Annotated in this window: 16 protein-coding genes and 1 tRNA gene; 8 read left to right on the plus strand and 9 right to left on the minus strand. The window is 43.8% G+C overall.

The features are described 5' to 3' along the window. Positions 1-186: 186 nt before the first annotated feature. Positions 187-263: transfer RNA gene (locus ACED53_RS20615), tRNA-Pro, on the minus strand. A gap of 255 nt (positions 264-518) precedes the next feature. Here ACED53_RS20615 and ACED53_RS20620 point away from each other — a divergent pair. The 3 genes from ACED53_RS20620 (at position 519) to rluF (ending at position 2,725) form a co-directional block, all read left to right on the plus strand. Then, positions 519-659: a DUF3149 domain-containing protein gene (locus ACED53_RS20620; protein ID WP_004736246.1), complete on the plus strand. Its 141-nt coding sequence runs from the start codon at positions 519-521 to the stop codon at positions 657-659. 167 nt (positions 660-826) lie between these two features. Next, entirely contained in the window at positions 827-1,408 is a 582-nt protein-coding gene (gene smrA / locus ACED53_RS20625) for a DNA endonuclease SmrA (protein WP_009848720.1), read from the plus strand. A gap of 177 nt (positions 1,409-1,585) precedes the next feature. Then, positions 1,586-2,725: a 23S rRNA pseudouridine(2604) synthase RluF gene (rluF, locus tag ACED53_RS20630; protein ID WP_017097594.1), complete on the plus strand. Its 1,140-nt coding sequence runs from the start codon at positions 1,586-1,588 to the stop codon at positions 2,723-2,725. Positions 2,726-2,832: 107 nt separating this feature from the next. On the opposite strand, the gene ybaK is transcribed toward rluF, so the two are convergent. The 8 genes from ybaK to hemA all read right to left on the minus strand — a co-directional run bounded on the left by ybaK (position 2,833) and on the right by hemA (position 11,178). Continuing rightward, positions 2,833-3,306: a Cys-tRNA(Pro) deacylase gene (gene ybaK, locus ACED53_RS20635; RefSeq protein ID WP_017099628.1), complete on the minus strand. Its 474-nt coding sequence runs from the start codon at positions 3,304-3,306 to the stop codon at positions 2,833-2,835. A 118-nt stretch (positions 3,307-3,424) separates the two neighbouring features. Then, positions 3,425-5,086 (minus strand): bifunctional UDP-sugar hydrolase/5'-nucleotidase UshA, encoded by a 1,662-nt coding sequence (gene ushA / locus ACED53_RS20640; protein ID WP_029223112.1) that lies wholly within the window; start codon positions 5,084-5,086, stop codon positions 3,425-3,427. Positions 5,087-5,635: 549 nt separating this feature from the next. Next, complete coding sequence (gene kdsA, locus ACED53_RS20645) at positions 5,636-6,490, minus strand: 3-deoxy-8-phosphooctulonate synthase (protein WP_012603393.1); 855 nt, start codon at positions 6,488-6,490, stop codon at positions 5,636-5,638. Positions 6,491-6,512: 22 nt separating this feature from the next. Further along, positions 6,513-7,322 carry a SirB1 family protein gene (locus tag ACED53_RS20650; RefSeq protein ID WP_017097592.1) on the minus strand — a complete coding sequence of 270 codons (810 nt, stop codon included), beginning with the start codon at positions 7,320-7,322 and terminating at the stop codon, positions 6,513-6,515. A 27-nt stretch (positions 7,323-7,349) separates the two neighbouring features. Beyond that, complete coding sequence (locus ACED53_RS20655) at positions 7,350-7,733, minus strand: SirB2 family protein (protein ID WP_009848726.1); 384 nt, start codon at positions 7,731-7,733, stop codon at positions 7,350-7,352. Positions 7,734-7,923: 190 nt separating this feature from the next. Continuing rightward, a complete protein-coding gene (gene prmC, locus ACED53_RS20660) occupies positions 7,924-8,796 on the minus strand; it encodes a peptide chain release factor N(5)-glutamine methyltransferase (protein ID WP_017099627.1) in 873 nt (290 codons plus the stop codon). 5 nt (positions 8,797-8,801) lie between these two features. Continuing rightward, a complete protein-coding gene (gene prfA, locus ACED53_RS20665) occupies positions 8,802-9,890 on the minus strand; it encodes a peptide chain release factor 1 (RefSeq protein ID WP_009848728.1) in 1,089 nt (362 codons plus the stop codon). Positions 9,891-9,918: 28 nt separating this feature from the next. After that, a complete protein-coding gene (gene hemA, locus ACED53_RS20670; protein ID WP_009848729.1) occupies positions 9,919-11,178 on the minus strand; it encodes a glutamyl-tRNA reductase in 1,260 nt (419 codons plus the stop codon). Between the two features lie 160 nt (positions 11,179-11,338). On the opposite strand from hemA, the gene lolB reads away from it, so the two are divergent. From lolB to ychF, 5 genes are all read left to right on the plus strand, one after another. Continuing rightward, positions 11,339-12,007: a lipoprotein insertase outer membrane protein LolB gene (gene lolB / locus ACED53_RS20675; protein WP_017099626.1), complete on the plus strand. Its 669-nt coding sequence runs from the start codon at positions 11,339-11,341 to the stop codon at positions 12,005-12,007. Then, positions 12,004-12,879 (plus strand): 4-(cytidine 5'-diphospho)-2-C-methyl-D-erythritol kinase, encoded by an 876-nt coding sequence (gene ispE, locus ACED53_RS20680; protein ID WP_029225322.1) that lies wholly within the window; start codon positions 12,004-12,006, stop codon positions 12,877-12,879. Before lolB ends, ispE begins: the two co-directional genes overlap by 4 nt. A gap of 27 nt (positions 12,880-12,906) precedes the next feature. Then, entirely contained in the window at positions 12,907-13,851 is a 945-nt protein-coding gene (locus tag ACED53_RS20685; protein WP_017099624.1) for a ribose-phosphate pyrophosphokinase, read from the plus strand. A 190-nt stretch (positions 13,852-14,041) separates the two neighbouring features. After that, positions 14,042-14,632 carry an aminoacyl-tRNA hydrolase gene (pth, locus tag ACED53_RS20690; RefSeq protein WP_010439162.1) on the plus strand — a complete coding sequence of 197 codons (591 nt, stop codon included), beginning with the start codon at positions 14,042-14,044 and terminating at the stop codon, positions 14,630-14,632. 10 nt (positions 14,633-14,642) lie between these two features. Beyond that, positions 14,643-15,734 (plus strand): redox-regulated ATPase YchF, encoded by a 1,092-nt coding sequence (gene ychF / locus ACED53_RS20695; RefSeq protein WP_029223110.1) that lies wholly within the window; start codon positions 14,643-14,645, stop codon positions 15,732-15,734. The last annotated feature ends 332 nt before the right edge of the window (positions 15,735-16,066 follow it).

The raw sequence follows: 16,066 nt of genomic DNA on the forward strand, positions 1-16,066 counted from the left end.
CTGTAGGATCGTTCAACTGATCAGGAAAATGCTTAAATGATCAGTGTTAGCTCAATGAGCAAGCTTTCTTAATGTGGTCGGTGAAGAGCTTATTTTGAATATCAGGCGAACCCCACCTTGGTTCTGATCCTATTTCCTATGCTCTAAAACGACGAAAGCCTGCTCATTGAGCAGGCTTTCTTAATGTGGTCGGTGAAGAGGGATTCGAACCCCCGACCCTCTGGTCCCAAACCAGATGCGCTACCAAGCTGCGCTATTCACCGAGATATCTAACTGGCTGATTGCCTGTCGATGAAGCGTATAATACGGATTCTGAGTTTATCCGCAAGGGCTTTTTTCACTCTTTTTTACAATATCGAATCGTTCGAACAAAAGACGTACAAGTGAAATGCCAATGTGACGAAAAACACACAGTTACCAACAAGTATTTAACTTATGAAACAGGATTGATCCAGATCAGTGAATTGATAACACCAGTTAATACACTAACTCGTGTCATATAACTTTGAGGTATACACATGGACTTTTGGCTAGAACTCCTATTTGGTAATGCGGTGGGGCTATCTTCAATGATAGTAATATTCGGGGCTCTGGGTCTCATGATGTTCTATGGAGGCTTCTTCATCTACAAAGTTATGACTGAAAAATCTCCTCACTAGAATCGCTCAGCCTAAATCATCTACTTTTAAGTATCATTTTCTTTAGGTAGATGTAAAAACGCTTTGCACCGGAGCCGACTTATTGTCTTCTCCGGTTTTTTCATTTTTAAACCCGGCCTCAACTTAGGTATACTTACCTTATCCTTATCCAACTTGAGATACACACTATGTCTCATGATGACGACTTAGATCTATTCCAAGAAATGATGGGCGATGTTAAACGTATCGACCATGACACCGCCGAACACCAGAAAGTACACCGAGTCACAGAATCTCACCTTGCTAAGCGTGAAGCCGCTATGTGGCTGTCTGACGACGAGAAAGACTACTTATCATTAGACTACTCTCCAATGATCAAACCTGACGATGTCATTGCTTATAAGAAAGATGGTGTACAAGAAGGCGTATACAAAAAGCTGCGCTTGGGCAAGTATCCAATTCAAGCCAAACTCGACCTTCACAGGAAAACACTGAAAGACGCTCGTAACGAAGTACTCTCATTTTTACGCCAGTGTTTAAGAATGGATGTTCGCACCGTTATCATTGTCCACGGTAAAGGTGAGCGTTCGAATCCACCAGCAATGATGAAAAGCTACGTGGCAAATTGGCTAACACAGATTAACGATGTTCAATGTGTACATTCTGCTCAGCAATTTCATGGTGGTACTGGCGCGGTCTATGTCATGCTCAGAAAGAGTAATGACAAAAAGCTAGAGAACAGAGAGCGCCATCAAAAGCGCAGCAGTTGATAAGTTGAGATAAATAATTAAGCTAATAGCGGTCTTGCATCAAGAGCGATATTTCGTGCCTAGACTCACACCAAGTGCTAAAATTGTCCTCAGTTAACGAATCCCAGCTCAAAGCAACTATTCAGAGGTTGCTTTTTGTTTATCTATATTTCCGTTGTGAAACGCTAAGAGAATATCATGTCACAAGAATCCCAAGCTAAACGCCTTAATAAATACATCAGTGAAACTGGTTTTTGCTCACGCCGCGAAGCCGACAAACTCATTGATGCTGGCCGAGTTACTATTAACGGTAAGATCCCTGAAATGGGTACTAAAGTCTTGCCTGGTGATGATGTTGAGATCGACAATAAACCAGTTCGTTCAAGAGAAAAGCCGATCTACATTGCTCTTAATAAACCAACAGGTATCACCTGTACTACTGAGCGTGATATTCCAGGCAACATCGTCGACTTTATAGGTCACCACAAGCGTATATTCCCTATTGGTCGTCTAGATAAGCCTTCTGATGGTCTTATCTTCTTGACCAACGATGGCGATATCGTAAACAAAATCCTACGTGCAGGTAACAACCACGAGAAAGAATACGTGGTTCGTGTAGACAAACCTATTACGACTGAGTTCTTGAAGCAAATGGGCGCTGGCGTTCATATTCTCGATACTGTTACCTTGCCATGTAAGGTAGAGAAAGAGACCAAGTTCTCGTTTCGCATCACATTAACGCAAGGCCTTAACCGTCAGATTCGCCGTATGTGTGAAGCGCTCGGTTACGAAGTATTTAAGCTACGCCGTGTTCGTATTATGAACATCTCATTAGACGGTATTCCTAACGGAAAATGGCGCTACCTGAGCGACGAAGAGATTAATGAAATCTTGGCGATGTGTGAAGGCTCAGTAAGTACTGAAGATGCGTCAAAAATGAACGCGAAAGGTCAACGAATTCGTAAAGCAACTGACGCGAAACTTTTTGATAGCCGTGAAGAGAACCAAACTTCAACAGCGCGCCGTAATCAAAACGAGAACCGTACTCGCACTTACCGCGGTAACAATGCGGATGAATTCCGTCATGCGCCTAACTCAAAGCGTGGCCGTAACTCATCGAACGGTGAAAGCGGTGGCGGTGGCAATACCGAAAACTGGAAATCAAACTCTCGTTCAGAGCGTTCTAATTCAGATAAAAACCGTTCGGATCGCAATCGCACAGATCGCGACAATAACGAACGTCGAAGCGGTAAACCGACAGACCGTAGTCAAGATTCAAACAGGCCGAACAAACCTGCACCGAAACGTGTTGGTGGTACTTTAGGTTTGAAGAAATAGTCAGAATCCTTTCAAACGGGACTGTCGATAAAGAAACGCCCGCTAGATTAGTCTAGCGGGCGTTTTTATTTGTGATCATGTACGTTTATCGTTATGGAAAGCACAAGCTACAGGCATAGTTCAGCAAACTGACCACGCGTAAGTAGTACTAAGTCTTTCGGATCTAGCTCGATCTCTAACCCTCTCTTCCCTGCACTCACACATATCGTTTCAAAATCGGTAGCGCTGGAATGAACAAAGGTAGGTAATGCTTTTTTCTGACCAAGAGGACTGATTCCTCCCACCACATAACCTGTCGTTTTCTGAGCAATATCTGGATCAGCCATCTCTGCTTTTTTACCTTTCGCTGCTTTAGCTGCAAGCTTAAGGTTTAACTTCTGGTCAACAGGAATAACAGCTACCGCCAAATCTTTCGCCACACCATTCAAGCTGAACAACAGAGTTTTGAATACACGTTTGGGATCTTGACCAAGCGCTTCGACAGCCTCTAATCCATAATTCGTGTTATTTGTATCATGATGATACTGATGCACACTGTGAGCGATTTTCTTTTTCTTGGCGAGATTGATTGCAGGGGTCATAACAAATCCAAACGATAGATAAACAAAAAGCGACGCCGAGGCGTCGCTTTAGTTAAATTTATCATGGTGCTAGAGTCAATCTAATTTAGCACCTAGTGATTCAATTAACTGGGTTCAATTACTTGTAAACCATTTGACCTGAAGGCGCGTACTTGTTCACATCAACAGGGCTGTTTGCTTCTAGGTACTCTTTTAGTACTTCAGCGTCAACAAAACCTGTGTTCACAAAGCCAGGGTGATCAGACAGTTTAGGGTAACCGTCACCGCCAGCAGCGTTAAAGCTTGGTACCGTAAAGCGGTATGTTTCATCTAAACGAAGCTGCTTGCCACCGATGAAGACATTCGATACTTCACCGTCAGCGACAGTCATAGAAATACCTGCAAACTGTGCATAAGCACCTGAATCAACAGGTTTAGTCGCCACTACGTTTAGGTAATCTAGAACTTCTTTACCAGTCATATCAGTGTAAGTCAGGATGTTTGCAAAAGGCTGTACTGTTAGTACATCTTTGTACGTCACATCGCCGGCTTCAATTGAGTCACGAACGCCACCAGAGTTCATCACAGCGAAGTCTGCTTTTGCACGCTCCATGTGAGAAGTCGCAATCAAACGACCCAGGTTAGTTTGTTGGAAGCGAACTACGTTACGGTCACCTTCAAGCTTGCCATTTGTCTCAGCGATTTGAACTTCTAACTGAGCTTGGCCCTGTTCTTGGAAAGGACGTAGGAATTCAAGCAGCTCTGGATCTTGTGCGATTTCATCTTGAATAAGAACGCGTTGCTTCTTGCCGTCAATCTTAACTTTCTTCTTAAGGTTAACGGGAACCAAGTCGTAGCTCACCATCTCTAGTTCGCCATTACGGAATTCGTAATCAGCACGGCCTACGTACTTGCCCCACTCGTGAGCTTGAACGATGTAAGTACCGTTTTGAACGTCTGGTTTACACTCATCACCCGGCTTGAAGTTTTGCTTCGCAACGTTAGGGCCTTCCATACATACAGGCTCTTGAGAGTGACCACCAACGATCATATCTAGATCGCCTTCATTTAGGTAACGAGCTAGTGCTACATCACCCGGAGCATTAACACCACGCTGACCATTTTCGTAGTGACCCATGTGAGTCACAGCGAAGATAAGATCGGGTTTTTCTGTTTCTTTAAGTTCAGCGATCAGTTTCTTCGCTTCTTCTTTAGGGTCACGGAAATCGATACCAGCAATAAATTCTGGGTTACCAATTTTCGCAGTATCTTCAGTCGTTAGACCGATAACAGCAATTTTGATACCTTGCTTTTCAAACATCTCGTAAGCTTGGAATTTACGCTCGCCTGTCGCTTTGTCGTAGATGTTTGCAGATAGCATTGGGAAGTTTGCCCAGTCGATCTGTTTTTGCAGTACGTCTAGTGAGTTATCGAACTCGTGGTTACCTAATGCCATTGCATCGTAACCAATTTTATTCATACCTTTAAAATCAGGTTCTGCATCCTGAAGGTCTGACTCTGGTACACCAGTGTTGATGTCACCGCCAGATAGAAGCAACACGCTACCGCCTTCTGCTTCAACTTCTGCACGAAGTTGGTCAACAAGCGTTTTACGTGCAGACATGCCGTATTCGCCGTATTTGTTCTGCCAAAAACGACCATGGTTGTCGTTCGTATGCAGGATAGTTAGCTTATAAGTTTCGTCTTGGTTCCAATCATGAGCTGATTGAGACGCACATCCAGCCAAAGTAGCTAGGATTGCAGCACTTAGTGCTGTCTTTAGAATAAGGCGTTGCTTCATTGTCATACCTTTGAACTTTTTAGGGGAATCCACTGCTTTCTATAATCCATTGCGACTCCTTGTCTGGAGTTCGAACAATAAGACTTCAACATGACTAATCTTAAATTAACATTCTAAATGTAACACGATGATTTCATATTTATGTCGAATTGGTCACGCATGAATCAACAGTTAAGTGTAACAAAATTATGAGATTACACTCAAACTTCCCCTGCATCACAGGCAATCGTTTACTTATAAAGTGTGATGAATGTCAGCAATTCACTACAAACAGGACAGACCTCACACACCTATACCGCTTTCTTAGGGAATCAGAGGCTCTGTTAACAAGGGGTTAATCGCCTATCGTGGATTGACGCACTGCAAAACAAGTTCGTGAACAGCCAGACAGACAGCTTAGTCATAGCCCAAATAGGCCGAGGCTTCGGTGAACTAAACGGATGTTCCATTAAAAAACGCCCAACTCTAAGAGTTGGGCGTTTGTCTATTACAATCAAATAACGAGTTAACACTCTCTAGTTAATACTAGTGACTTAACATCAGATAAAACTATTTGATTTCGATGTGCTCGAAGCCTTTGATAAGGTCATCAAGTGCTTTCATCTGCTTCAAGAACGGTTCTAGCTTATCTAGCGGTAGAGCTGATGGGCCATCACAACGAGCTTGATCCGGGTTAGGGTGAGCCTCAAGAAATAGACCAGCAATACCCGTCGCAATGCCCGCTTTAGCTAGTTCAACCGTTTGCTCACGACGACCGCCAGATGCAGCACCTGATGGATCACGCATTTGAAGCGCGTGAGTCACATCAAAGATGATTGGGCTACCGTTTGATGATTTCTTCATCACACCAAAACCAAGCATATCAACTACTAAGTTGTCATAACCCATGCAAGAACCGCGTTCACAAAGAATGATGTTCTCGTTGCCACACTCAGCAAACTTATCAACGATATTACCCACTTGATCTGGGCTCATGAACTGAGGCTTCTTCACATTGATAACCGCGCCAGTCTTAGCCATTGCTTCAACAAGATCAGTTTGACGAGCAAGGAACGCTGGAAGCTGGATTACATCAACCACATCAGCAACAGGCTGAGCTTGCGCTTCAGTGTGAATATCAGTGATGATCTTCACGCCAAAGGTATCTTTCAGCTCTTGGAAAATTTTAAGACCTTCTTCCATGCCAGGACCACGGTATGAGTGAACTGAGCTACGGTTTGCTTTGTCGAAAGACGCCTTAAATACATAAGGGATACCCAACTTCTCTGTTACTTTCACGTAGTGCTCACAGATCTGCATAGCTAGATCGCGAGATTCAAGAACGTTCATACCTGCAAATAGCGTAAATGGCTTGTCATTAGCAATTGGCATATTGCCAATGTGAACTGTTTTCTGTTCCATCATATTCTCTCTAAATAATTATTAATTAGTGAACAACCACTATCTTTTCGTTCATGACGTTCACTTGAGATTTTAGTAGCTCAGATGCAGGGTCATCTGGGCATTGGTCGATAAAATATTGATAATCCGTAGCAGCGACCTGATGACAGTCTAGCTGCTGATAAATAAAGCCGCGGTCGCGGATTTCATACGGATCATCCGGCACAAACGTTAACGCAAGGTCGGTACACTTCAATGCAAGCGTATAACGCTCTTCTCGAAGCAATGCACTCTTAAGTAACGCTAGCCACTTACCAATAATCGTTGGGTGGTCAGCAACTTCTAAGTGTTCAGCTTTTACCTTAGCTAGTGGGCCATCATGCCCAATAAGCCATGCTCGTAAAGTTTGCACGCCAACGTACTCGCCGTTGTACGGGTTAATGTATACAGCAGCTTGCCCGAACCAACTCACTTTAAGTAAGAATTGAGTTGGGAAAGACACGCCTTCAACAGGGAAGCCTAACTTGCGACCTAGATAAAGAAAGATCGCACCAAGACTCACTGGAATGCCTTTTTTTCTCTCAAGTACTTTATCGATAAATGCGTTTTCCGAAGAAAAATACGCATCTTTATCCCCAGCAAAACCCCACTCATAAAAGAATAGTCGAATAAAGGATTCAAACTTCTGCTGTTCATCCGTTTCGTTAACCAAAGCAAACTCGGCGTCTTTTAACAATCTCGCCAACTCTTGTTCTGCCCAACTGTCTTGAGTTTCTGGGTTAATCGCTTTATTTAAGATCAATGCACCTTCAGCTAACTCTAGCTGGTCAAAGTCTTCATCAAAAAATTCGTACATAGGTAGTTAACCGAAATAAGGAGATAATTAACCGAAAAATGTTGGTGTCTTCGTCATTGCAATTTTACCTGCCATCGCTAACCAGCCAAGCGCACCAAAGAAAGAGAACACTCTCAGTAGCTTGTTTTTACCTAGCTTAAGCGCAAAGAAGCCCAGTGCGATGTAAGCCATAACACAGGTTAGTTTTTCGGTTAACCAGGGTGCTGCTGGTGTAAATGGAATAAAGCCAGTGATAAAAATCAAACCAATACCCGAAAGCAACAGCAATGAGTCATTGATATGAGGGAAACGCTGTAAGAAAGGATGCTTAAGCTTCGGTGAGTTAGCCATCATAAGAGCGAAACGAATCGAAAGAAGCAGTGCGCTTATAGCAATCGTTAATAGGTGAAAATGTTTTAAACCTTCGTACATGGTATTCCTTTATATTTTTATATGTCTTTCGTTAACACGAGCCACACAATACCCGTTAATGCTCTGTATTTCTGCGTTAAATATCTGTATTTCTGCGTTAAATGCATTATCAAGTTAAGTGTATTTTCGAGTTAAAGGTATCAATTTAGCAAGTTCATCATCTATTGCTCACAAGATGATTAACAGCAGCCTATGAACAGTAACGACCCAATGTCACTCGGTCATTACCACCGTAATCTTTCTCTGTCACAACATCGAGATATCCGAGCGCCTGCATAATCTCACGTACAGCTAAACCTTGGTCGTAACCGTGTTCAAACGCTAACCAACCTTCGTTTTCTAAAAAGCTTCGTGCGTTTTCAGAAATGTATCGAATATCTGCTAAACCTTTCTCTTCAGCAACTAACGCTGTGATCGGTTCAAAACGCACATCACCTTGAGATAAATGAGGGTCATTCTTCTCTATGTAAGGTGGGTTAGAGACAATCAACGAGAACTTCACCGCTTCTTTTTCAGAGTTGGCTAGGTTCAAAGGCTCAAACCAACTGCCGTGTAAAAAGGTGGCGTTGGTGATATTTAATCGCTGAGCGTTTTCTGTCGCAAGTTGCTGCGCTTCCGGACGAAGATCAATCCCCGTCACTGGTCGGTTCGGCATCTCAGAGGCCAATGCCAAAGCAATCGCACCTGTACCAGTTCCTAAATCGAGAATCGCACCTTGCTTGCCATACGTTTTGTCTAACGCCACTTCAACCAAACGTTCCGTATCTGGACGCGGGATTAAAGTAGAAGGAGAGACTTTTAACGGCAGCGACCAAAACTCACGTTCACCAACAATATAAGCCACAGGCTCACCGGTTAAGCGACGTTTTAGAAGGGTATTGAATTCGGATTCTTGTTCTGAAGTGAGATACTTCTCAGGCCAAGTCAGTAGGTAAGATCTTGGTTTATCTAAGGCGTGGCAAAGCAGTACCGCAGCATCAATCGAGGGCGATGTGTTATCGCCCTCTTGAAGCTGTACGATTGCTGACTTTAAAGCACTTTCAACCGTATATGCTGACTGCATAGTAATTAGTTGTGCTCAGCAAGTGCTGCTAGTTGATCGGCTTGGTGCTCTTGTAGAACAGGATCAAGCAGGCTTTGCATATCACCTTCCAGAACTTCGTTCAGGCGGTAGATAGTTAAGTTGATGCGGTGATCAGAAACACGGCCTTGAGGGTAGTTGTACGTACGAATACGGTCACTACGGTCACCAGAACCTAATAGGTTACGACGTGTATCTGAAATCGCAGCAGCACGACGCTCTTCTTCAGCTTGAACGATACGAGCCGCAAGAACAGCCATCGCTTTCGCTTTGTTTTTATGCTGAGAACGCTCGTCTTGACACTCTACTACTGTACCTGTTGGTAAGTGAGTAATACGGATTGCTGAATCCGTGGTGTTAACGTGCTGACCACCCGCGCCAGATGCACGGAAAGTATCAATCTTAAGGTCGCCAGCTTTGATCTCTGGCAGATCTGCTTCTGGAATCTCAGGCATAACCGCAACGGTACATGCAGACGTATGAACACGACCTTGTGATTCAGTCTCAGGTACACGTTGTACACGGTGACCACCAGACTCGAACTTCATTGTGCCGTAAACAGCATCGCCACTGATTTTAGCGATCATCTCTTTAAAGCCGCCCTGCTCTGAAACATTGCTGCTCATCACTTCGACGCGCCAGCCTTTTTTCTCGGCAAACTTAGAGTACATACGGAAAAGGTTACCCGCAAAGATACCCGCTTCATCACCACCTGCGCCGGCACGAATCTCTAAGAAACAGTTACGCTCATCGTTTGGATCTTTTGGAATCAGAAGAATTTGCAGCTCATCAGTCAGACGTTCAATGTTCGCTTTCGCATCTTTGATTTCTTCTTGAGCCATTTCACGCATTTCTGCGTCGTCTTCATTTGCCATCTCTTCAGCAGCTTCTAAATCTTCTTGAGCTTGCTGGTATGATTTAAAGCACCCCGTCACCTCTTCTAATTGAGAATACTCTTTTGACAAGGCACGGAATTTATCTTGATTCCCAAGTACATCGGGATCACCAAGTAGATGTTGAACTTCTTCATAGCGTTCAACAAGTGTTTCAAGCTTTATTAGAATCGAGGCTTTCATAATGTCTTATTCTGTTGGAGGTCGAATATTATTGAGGGTTTTCTAAGCCCAAACTCTGTCTAATGACCGTTAATTTTGCAGGTTCTCCTTGCTCTGCTGCACTTTGGAGTGCACGCGTTGGAGCATGGATCAATTTGTTTGTGAGCTTATTACTTAGCTCAAGTAAGACTTTTTCAGGGTCACCACCAGCAGCAAGTGATTGTAAACTCTTACTTAATAATTCTTCTCGGATTTCATTGGCCGATTTACGATAGTCACGAATACTGTCTACCGCTTGCAGTGAGCGCATCCAACTCATGAAGGCCGCACTTTCTTCACTAACAATAGCTTCCGCTTGGATAGCTTCCACTTTACGTTGTTCAATGTTGCCATCAACAATCGACTGCAGATCATCAACGGAATACAGGTAAGCATCATTCAGATCGCCTACCTGAGACTCAACGTCTCGAGGCACTGCAATATCAACCAACAACATCGGTTGATGTTTTCTTGTCTTAAGTGCGGTCTCAACCATGCCCTTCCCAATAATAGGCAGTGGACTAGCGGTTGAGCTGATCACGATATCCGCTCGATGCAGGTGATCGGGGATTTCATTGAGGCTAATCACTTCAGCACCAAACTCTTCTGCTAGCCCTAAAGCACGCTCACGAGTTCGGTTGGCCACAATCATCTTGGTGCAACCATTCGCTGAAAGGTGTTTTGCCACCAATTCAATCGTCTCACCCGCACCTACCAATAACACCGTTGATTCAGCAATCGACTCAAAGATGTGCTTGGCTAATGTGCAAGCTGCGTAAGCAACTGAAACCGCGCTTCCGCCAATTTCAGTTTCAGTTCGAACACGCTTAGCGACAGAAAATGATTTCTGAAACAGTTTTTCCATTGAAGCATCAACAGATTTGTTATCTCGGGAATCTGTATAAGCTTGCTTCACCTGACCTAAAATCTGTGGTTCACCCAACACCAGAGAGTCCAAACCACAGGCAACGCGCATTAAGTGCTTAATCGCGGCTTGTTCTTCATGGATGTAGATACTCGGTTTTAATTCTTCAGGGCTAACTTGATGAAATACAGACAGCCAATCGATCAACTTGTTTTTTGCCACGCCTTTGACGTCACAATACACTTCAGTTCGATTACAGGTAGAAAGTATGACACTTCCATTTACGTGTGCATTTGCGTTAAGTTGCTTAAGTGCCTCAGATAATTTATCTGGACCAAAAGCGACTTTTTCTCGCAATTCAACCGACGCTGTATTGTGATTGATACCTACGGCAAGCAAAGACATGTATCAGAAGTTCTCGATCAGGGAATGGAAACAAGGGGCGAATTTTACTTGATGCATGGCTCTATTTAAAGAGCAAGCGGGATTTGTTTTCCTGAGTTCGTGAATTCAATGCTATAGTTGAGACGTTTTTTAGATAAATTTGAACAAGTTGTGAGCAAATATGAGCAAGCTTCGAAAAATCACGTCTCTTATTTTTTTGACCATCATTATGGTGGGTTGCTCGTCTATCCCAGAACAACCGACCAGCGTTGAGTGGCAAAGTCACCAAAACAGGCTTTTACAGATAGAAAACTATCAAGCTTCAGGCAAGCTCGCTTACATTTCTCCAGAGCAACGCCAAAGCCTAAACTTCATATGGAAGCACTCCCCAAATCAAAGCCAATTAAGACTGACCACTTTCCTTGGTCAAACCGCTTTGAACCTTACAATCGACAGTTTGGGTGCAAAAGTCGTGACTTACGATGATCAAGTATTCACCCATGCAAGTGCATCTGTATTGGTAGAGCAACTTACTGGATTGCAGATCCCCATTGATCACCTACCACAATGGTTCCTTGGCATTCCCGACCAAGCAGACAGCTACCAACTCAACAGCACTAACACGCTTGAATCTCTGTCTAAACAAGTCAGCAGTCAATTGTGGACCCTGAATTTTGCTAACTATCGCAATACAGAGATGCCGAGTACACTATTATCTGGTGAAGACAGCAAGAACTCTAGTGAAGACAGCACGAACGTAGAGACAATCCCACTCCCTACTCGATTGTCATTCAAGCAAGACGAGAACAAAATCAACATTGTAGTTTCGAAGTGGACACTGAAAAAATGATAACAACGCCAACGCACTGGCCTTCGCCAGCTAAGCTGAATTTATTTCTCTATATCACTGGCCGACGCGATAATGGCTATCACGAACTTCAGACCCTATTTCAGTTTGTCGACTTTGGCGATGAACTTACGGTTACCGCAAACCGAGAAACAAGCTCGATAACAATCACACCTGAAATTCCAGGCGTTGCGACAGAAGATAACCTGATTTGGAAAGCCGCAACTGCCCTTCAACAATATACATCGACAACTTTCGGTGCGGATATTCAGTTAAAGAAAGTGCTTCCTATGGGAGGTGGCATTGGCGGAGGCTCTTCAAATGCCGCAACCGTGTTGGTCGCGCTCAACCATTTATGGCAACTCAACCTGTCTGATGACCAGTTAGCTGAGATTGGCTTAAAGCTTGGTGCAGACGTTCCGGTCTTCGTTCGAGGCCACGCCGCCTTTGCTGAAGGTGTTGGTGAACAATTACAACCCGCTAATCCGGATGAGAAATGGTATCTCGTTGTTAAACCTCAAGTGAGCATAGCAACTGTAGACATATTCACACATTCAGAATTAACTCGAAATACGCCGAAGCGAGCACTATCAACGCTTCTAGAGCAAGAATACGTAAACGATTGCGAAAAAATTGTGCGAATGCTGTACCCAGAGGTTGATAAGCAACTTTCATGGCTGCTACAATACGCGCCGTCGAGATTGACTGGTACAGGTTCGTGCGTTTTTGCTGAATTTAGCAGCAAAAAAGAAGCCGAACTGGTACTAGAGCAACTACCTGACACAGTTTCCGCGTTTGTCGCGAAAGGACGAAACATTTCGCCTTTGAAAGAAACTTTGGCTGAATACCAATCAGCCCACCCACAATCTATTTAAAACTGGACGCAACCCGAGGTTTCCACCGTGCCTGATATGAAGCTATTTGCTGGTAACGCAACACCTGAACTAGCCCAACGTATTGCTGATCGTCTATACATCCCTCTTGGCGATGCTACTGTAGACCGTTTTTCTGATGGCGAAGTCGCTGTTCAAATCAATGAAAACGTTCGTGGTAGCGATGTATTCCTGATTCAATCAACTTGTGCACCAACCAATGACAACCTTATGGAATTGGTGGTAATGATTGACGCAATGCGCCGTGCTTCTGCTGGCCGTATTACTGCTGTAATCCCTTACTTCGGTTATGCCCGTCAAGATCGTCGTGTACGTTCTGCTCGTGTGCCTATTACTGCAAAAGTTGTTGCAGATTTCCTTTCTAACGTTGGTGTTGACCGCGTTTTGACTATCGACCTACACGCAGAGCAAATCCAAGGCTTCTTCGATGTACCTGTTGATAACATTTTCGGCACTCCAGTTCTTCTAGAAGACATGGCTAACCGTGGCCTAGAAAACCCAGTTGTGGTTTCTCCAGACCTTGGTGGTGTTGTACGTGCTCGTGCTACAGCTAAAGCGCTAGGTGATGTTGACATCGCTATCGTTGATAAGCGTCGTCCACGTGCTAACGTTTCTGAAGTAATGAACCTAATCGGTGATGTTGAAGGTCGTGACTGTGTTATCGTTGATGACATGATCGATACTGGTGGCACACTATGTAAAGCAGCTGAAGCGCTTAAAGAGCGCGGTGCTAAGCGTGTATTCGCTTACGCAACTCACGCTGTATTCTCTGGTACTGCTGCAGAAAACATCCGCAATTCAGTTCTAGACCAAGTTATTGTTACCGATTCAATCAAGCTTTCTCCGGAAATGGCCGCGACAGGTAAAGTAACTGAACTAAGCCTTTCTCGCATGCTTGCTGAAGCGATTCGTCGTATCAGCAACGAAGAGTCTATCTCTGCGATGTTCAACTAATCAAAGCTCTATAGCTTTGCTTTAGCAGAACAATCTGAAAAAGATATTAAGCACTTCATTCGATGAAGTGCTTTTTTTATATCTAACGACCACAGTTTGAATCATTGAGTTGCTATCAGCTAGCTCGCACCTTTTTCATAAACTGTGATATCATACGGCGCTTTTTGAAATCCCAAGAGAGATCCATACCTTGAGCCAACAAATAAAACTTCTCGTTGGACTGGCTAATCCAGGTCCAGAATACGCCAAAACTCGCCACAATGCGGGTGCTTGGGTAGTTGAAGAATTAGCACGTGTACACAACGTGACACTGAAGAACGAACCAAAGTTCTTTGGCCTAACGGGTCGTATCATGGTTCATGGTGAAGATCTTCGTTTGCTGATCCCAACGACTTTTATGAACTTGTCAGGCAAAGCTGTTGCTGCCTTAGCAAAGTTCTACCAAATTAAACCAGAAGAGATCATGGTCGCTCACGATGAGTTAGATCTTCCTCCAGGTATTGGAAAGTTTAAAAAAGGTGGTGGTCATGGTGGACATAATGGTCTGAAAGACATCATCAGCAAACAGGGTAACAATAAAGAATTCTATCGTCTTAGATTAGGCATTGGCCATCCAGGACACAAAGATAAAGTTGCAGGTTATGTATTAGGCAAAGCTCCTGCGAAAGAGCAAGAGTGTATCGAGGCTGTCGTTGACGAATCGGTTCGTAGCCTAGACATCTTATTGAAAGATGGCCTACCAAAAGCACAAAATCGCTTACATACGTTCAAAGCAGAATAAGGTTTATATCATGGGTTTTAAATGTGGCATCGTTGGTCTACCAAACGTTGGTAAGTCAACTCTGTTTAACGCACTGACTAAAGCAGGCATCGAAGCAGCAAACTTTCCATTTTGTACGATCGAACCAAACACAGGTATCGTTCCGGTTCCAGATCTACGCTTAGATGCATTAGCAAAAATTGTTAATCCACAGAAGATCCTTCCAACGACAATGGAATTCGTAGATATCGCAGGCCTAGTTGCTGGCGCATCTAAAGGCGAAGGTCTAGGTAACAAGTTCCTAGCTAACATCCGCGAAACTGATGCTATCGGTCACGTTGTACGCTGCTTTGAAAACGAAAACATCGTTCACGTTTCAGGCAAAGTATCACCTATCGAAGATATCGAAGTGATCAACCTTGAGCTTGCTCTTGCCGATCTAGATAGCTGTGAACGTGCAATATTCCGCAATGCTAAAAAAGCAAAAGGCGGCGATAAAGACGCTAAATTCGAAACTACGGTTCTTGAAAAGCTACTACCTATCCTGACTGAAGGTGGTATGGCTCGTACTGTTGAACTTGCTAAAGAAGAAGTAGCGGCGATCGACTACCTTAACTTCCTAACGCTTAAGCCAACAATGTACATCGCAAACGTTGCTGAAGATGGTTTTGAAAACAACCCTTACCTAGACGCAGTTCGTGAGTACGCAGAAAAAGAGAACAACGTTGTTGTTGCTGTTTGTGCTGCAATCGAATCTGAGCTTTCTGAACTTGACGATGAAGATCGTGAAGAGTTCCTTGCAGACATGGGTATCGAAGAACCAGGCCTTAACCGAGTGATCCGCTCTGGTTACGAACTACTTACTCTTCAGACTTACTTCACTGCAGGTGTTAAAGAAGTTCGCGCTTGGACGATCCCTGTAGGTGCGACTGCGCCACAAGCTGCAGGCAAGATCCACACCGACTTCGAAAAAGGATTCATCCGTGCAGAAGTAGTTGGTTACGAACATTTCATCGAATTTGGCGGTGAAAGCGGAGCAAAAGATGCAGGTAAATGGCGTCTTGAAGGCAAAGAATACATCGTTAAAGATGGTGATGTTGTTCACTTCCGTTTCAACGTTTAATTACCGATAAACATCTAATAAAAGGCCAGTGAATTCACTGGCCTTTTTCGTTTTCGCTCTTTCTAAAGAGCTTCTTATCCAAAACTTAACTTCCTATATATCGGCATTTGAACCTATTTCTTGCTGACAAATACGCCTCTTTGACTAAAAAGAAACCGAACAGATGTTTATTCGTGATTTATTCAAAAAAAAAGTTGACGGGTTTCACTCAACTCCGCATAATGCGCCCCGTTCACAACGAAGCGGCAACGTCTCGAAATGAGCAACAATTTGGAAATGGCTACTTAGCTCAGTTGGTTAGAGCACATCACTCATAATGATGGGGTCGCAGG

Origin of the sequence: Vibrio sp. 1F169, from assembly GCF_041439605.1 — a bacterium.
Taxonomy (GTDB): domain Bacteria; phylum Pseudomonadota; class Gammaproteobacteria; order Enterobacterales; family Vibrionaceae; genus Vibrio; species Vibrio tasmaniensis_A.

Excerpts from the sequence above, each read along its gene's own strand:
- ACED53_RS20620 (WP_004736246.1), top strand. The coding sequence starts at position 519 with ATGGACTTTTGGCTAGAACTCCTATTTGGTAATGCGGTGGGGCTATCT.
- smrA (WP_009848720.1), top strand. The coding sequence starts at position 827 with ATGTCTCATGATGACGACTTAGATCTATTCCAAGAAATGATGGGCGAT.
- rluF (WP_017097594.1), top strand. The coding sequence starts at position 1,586 with ATGTCACAAGAATCCCAAGCTAAACGCCTTAATAAATACATCAGTGAA.
- ybaK (WP_017099628.1), bottom strand. The coding sequence starts at position 3,306 with ATGACCCCTGCAATCAATCTCGCCAAGAAAAAGAAAATCGCTCACAGT.
- ushA (WP_029223112.1), bottom strand. The coding sequence starts at position 5,086 with ATGAAGCAACGCCTTATTCTAAAGACAGCACTAAGTGCTGCAATCCTA.
- kdsA (WP_012603393.1), bottom strand. The coding sequence starts at position 6,490 with ATGATGGAACAGAAAACAGTTCACATTGGCAATATGCCAATTGCTAAT.
- ACED53_RS20650 (WP_017097592.1), bottom strand. The coding sequence starts at position 7,322 with ATGTACGAATTTTTTGATGAAGACTTTGACCAGCTAGAGTTAGCTGAA.
- ACED53_RS20655 (WP_009848726.1), bottom strand. The coding sequence starts at position 7,733 with ATGTACGAAGGTTTAAAACATTTTCACCTATTAACGATTGCTATAAGC.
- prmC (WP_017099627.1), bottom strand. The coding sequence starts at position 8,796 with ATGCAGTCAGCATATACGGTTGAAAGTGCTTTAAAGTCAGCAATCGTA.
- prfA (WP_009848728.1), bottom strand. The coding sequence starts at position 9,890 with ATGAAAGCCTCGATTCTAATAAAGCTTGAAACACTTGTTGAACGCTAT.
- hemA (WP_009848729.1), bottom strand. The coding sequence starts at position 11,178 with ATGTCTTTGCTTGCCGTAGGTATCAATCACAATACAGCGTCGGTTGAA.
- lolB (WP_017099626.1), top strand. The coding sequence starts at position 11,339 with ATGAGCAAGCTTCGAAAAATCACGTCTCTTATTTTTTTGACCATCATT.
- ispE (WP_029225322.1), top strand. The coding sequence starts at position 12,004 with ATGATAACAACGCCAACGCACTGGCCTTCGCCAGCTAAGCTGAATTTA.
- ychF (WP_029223110.1), top strand. The coding sequence starts at position 14,643 with ATGGGTTTTAAATGTGGCATCGTTGGTCTACCAAACGTTGGTAAGTCA.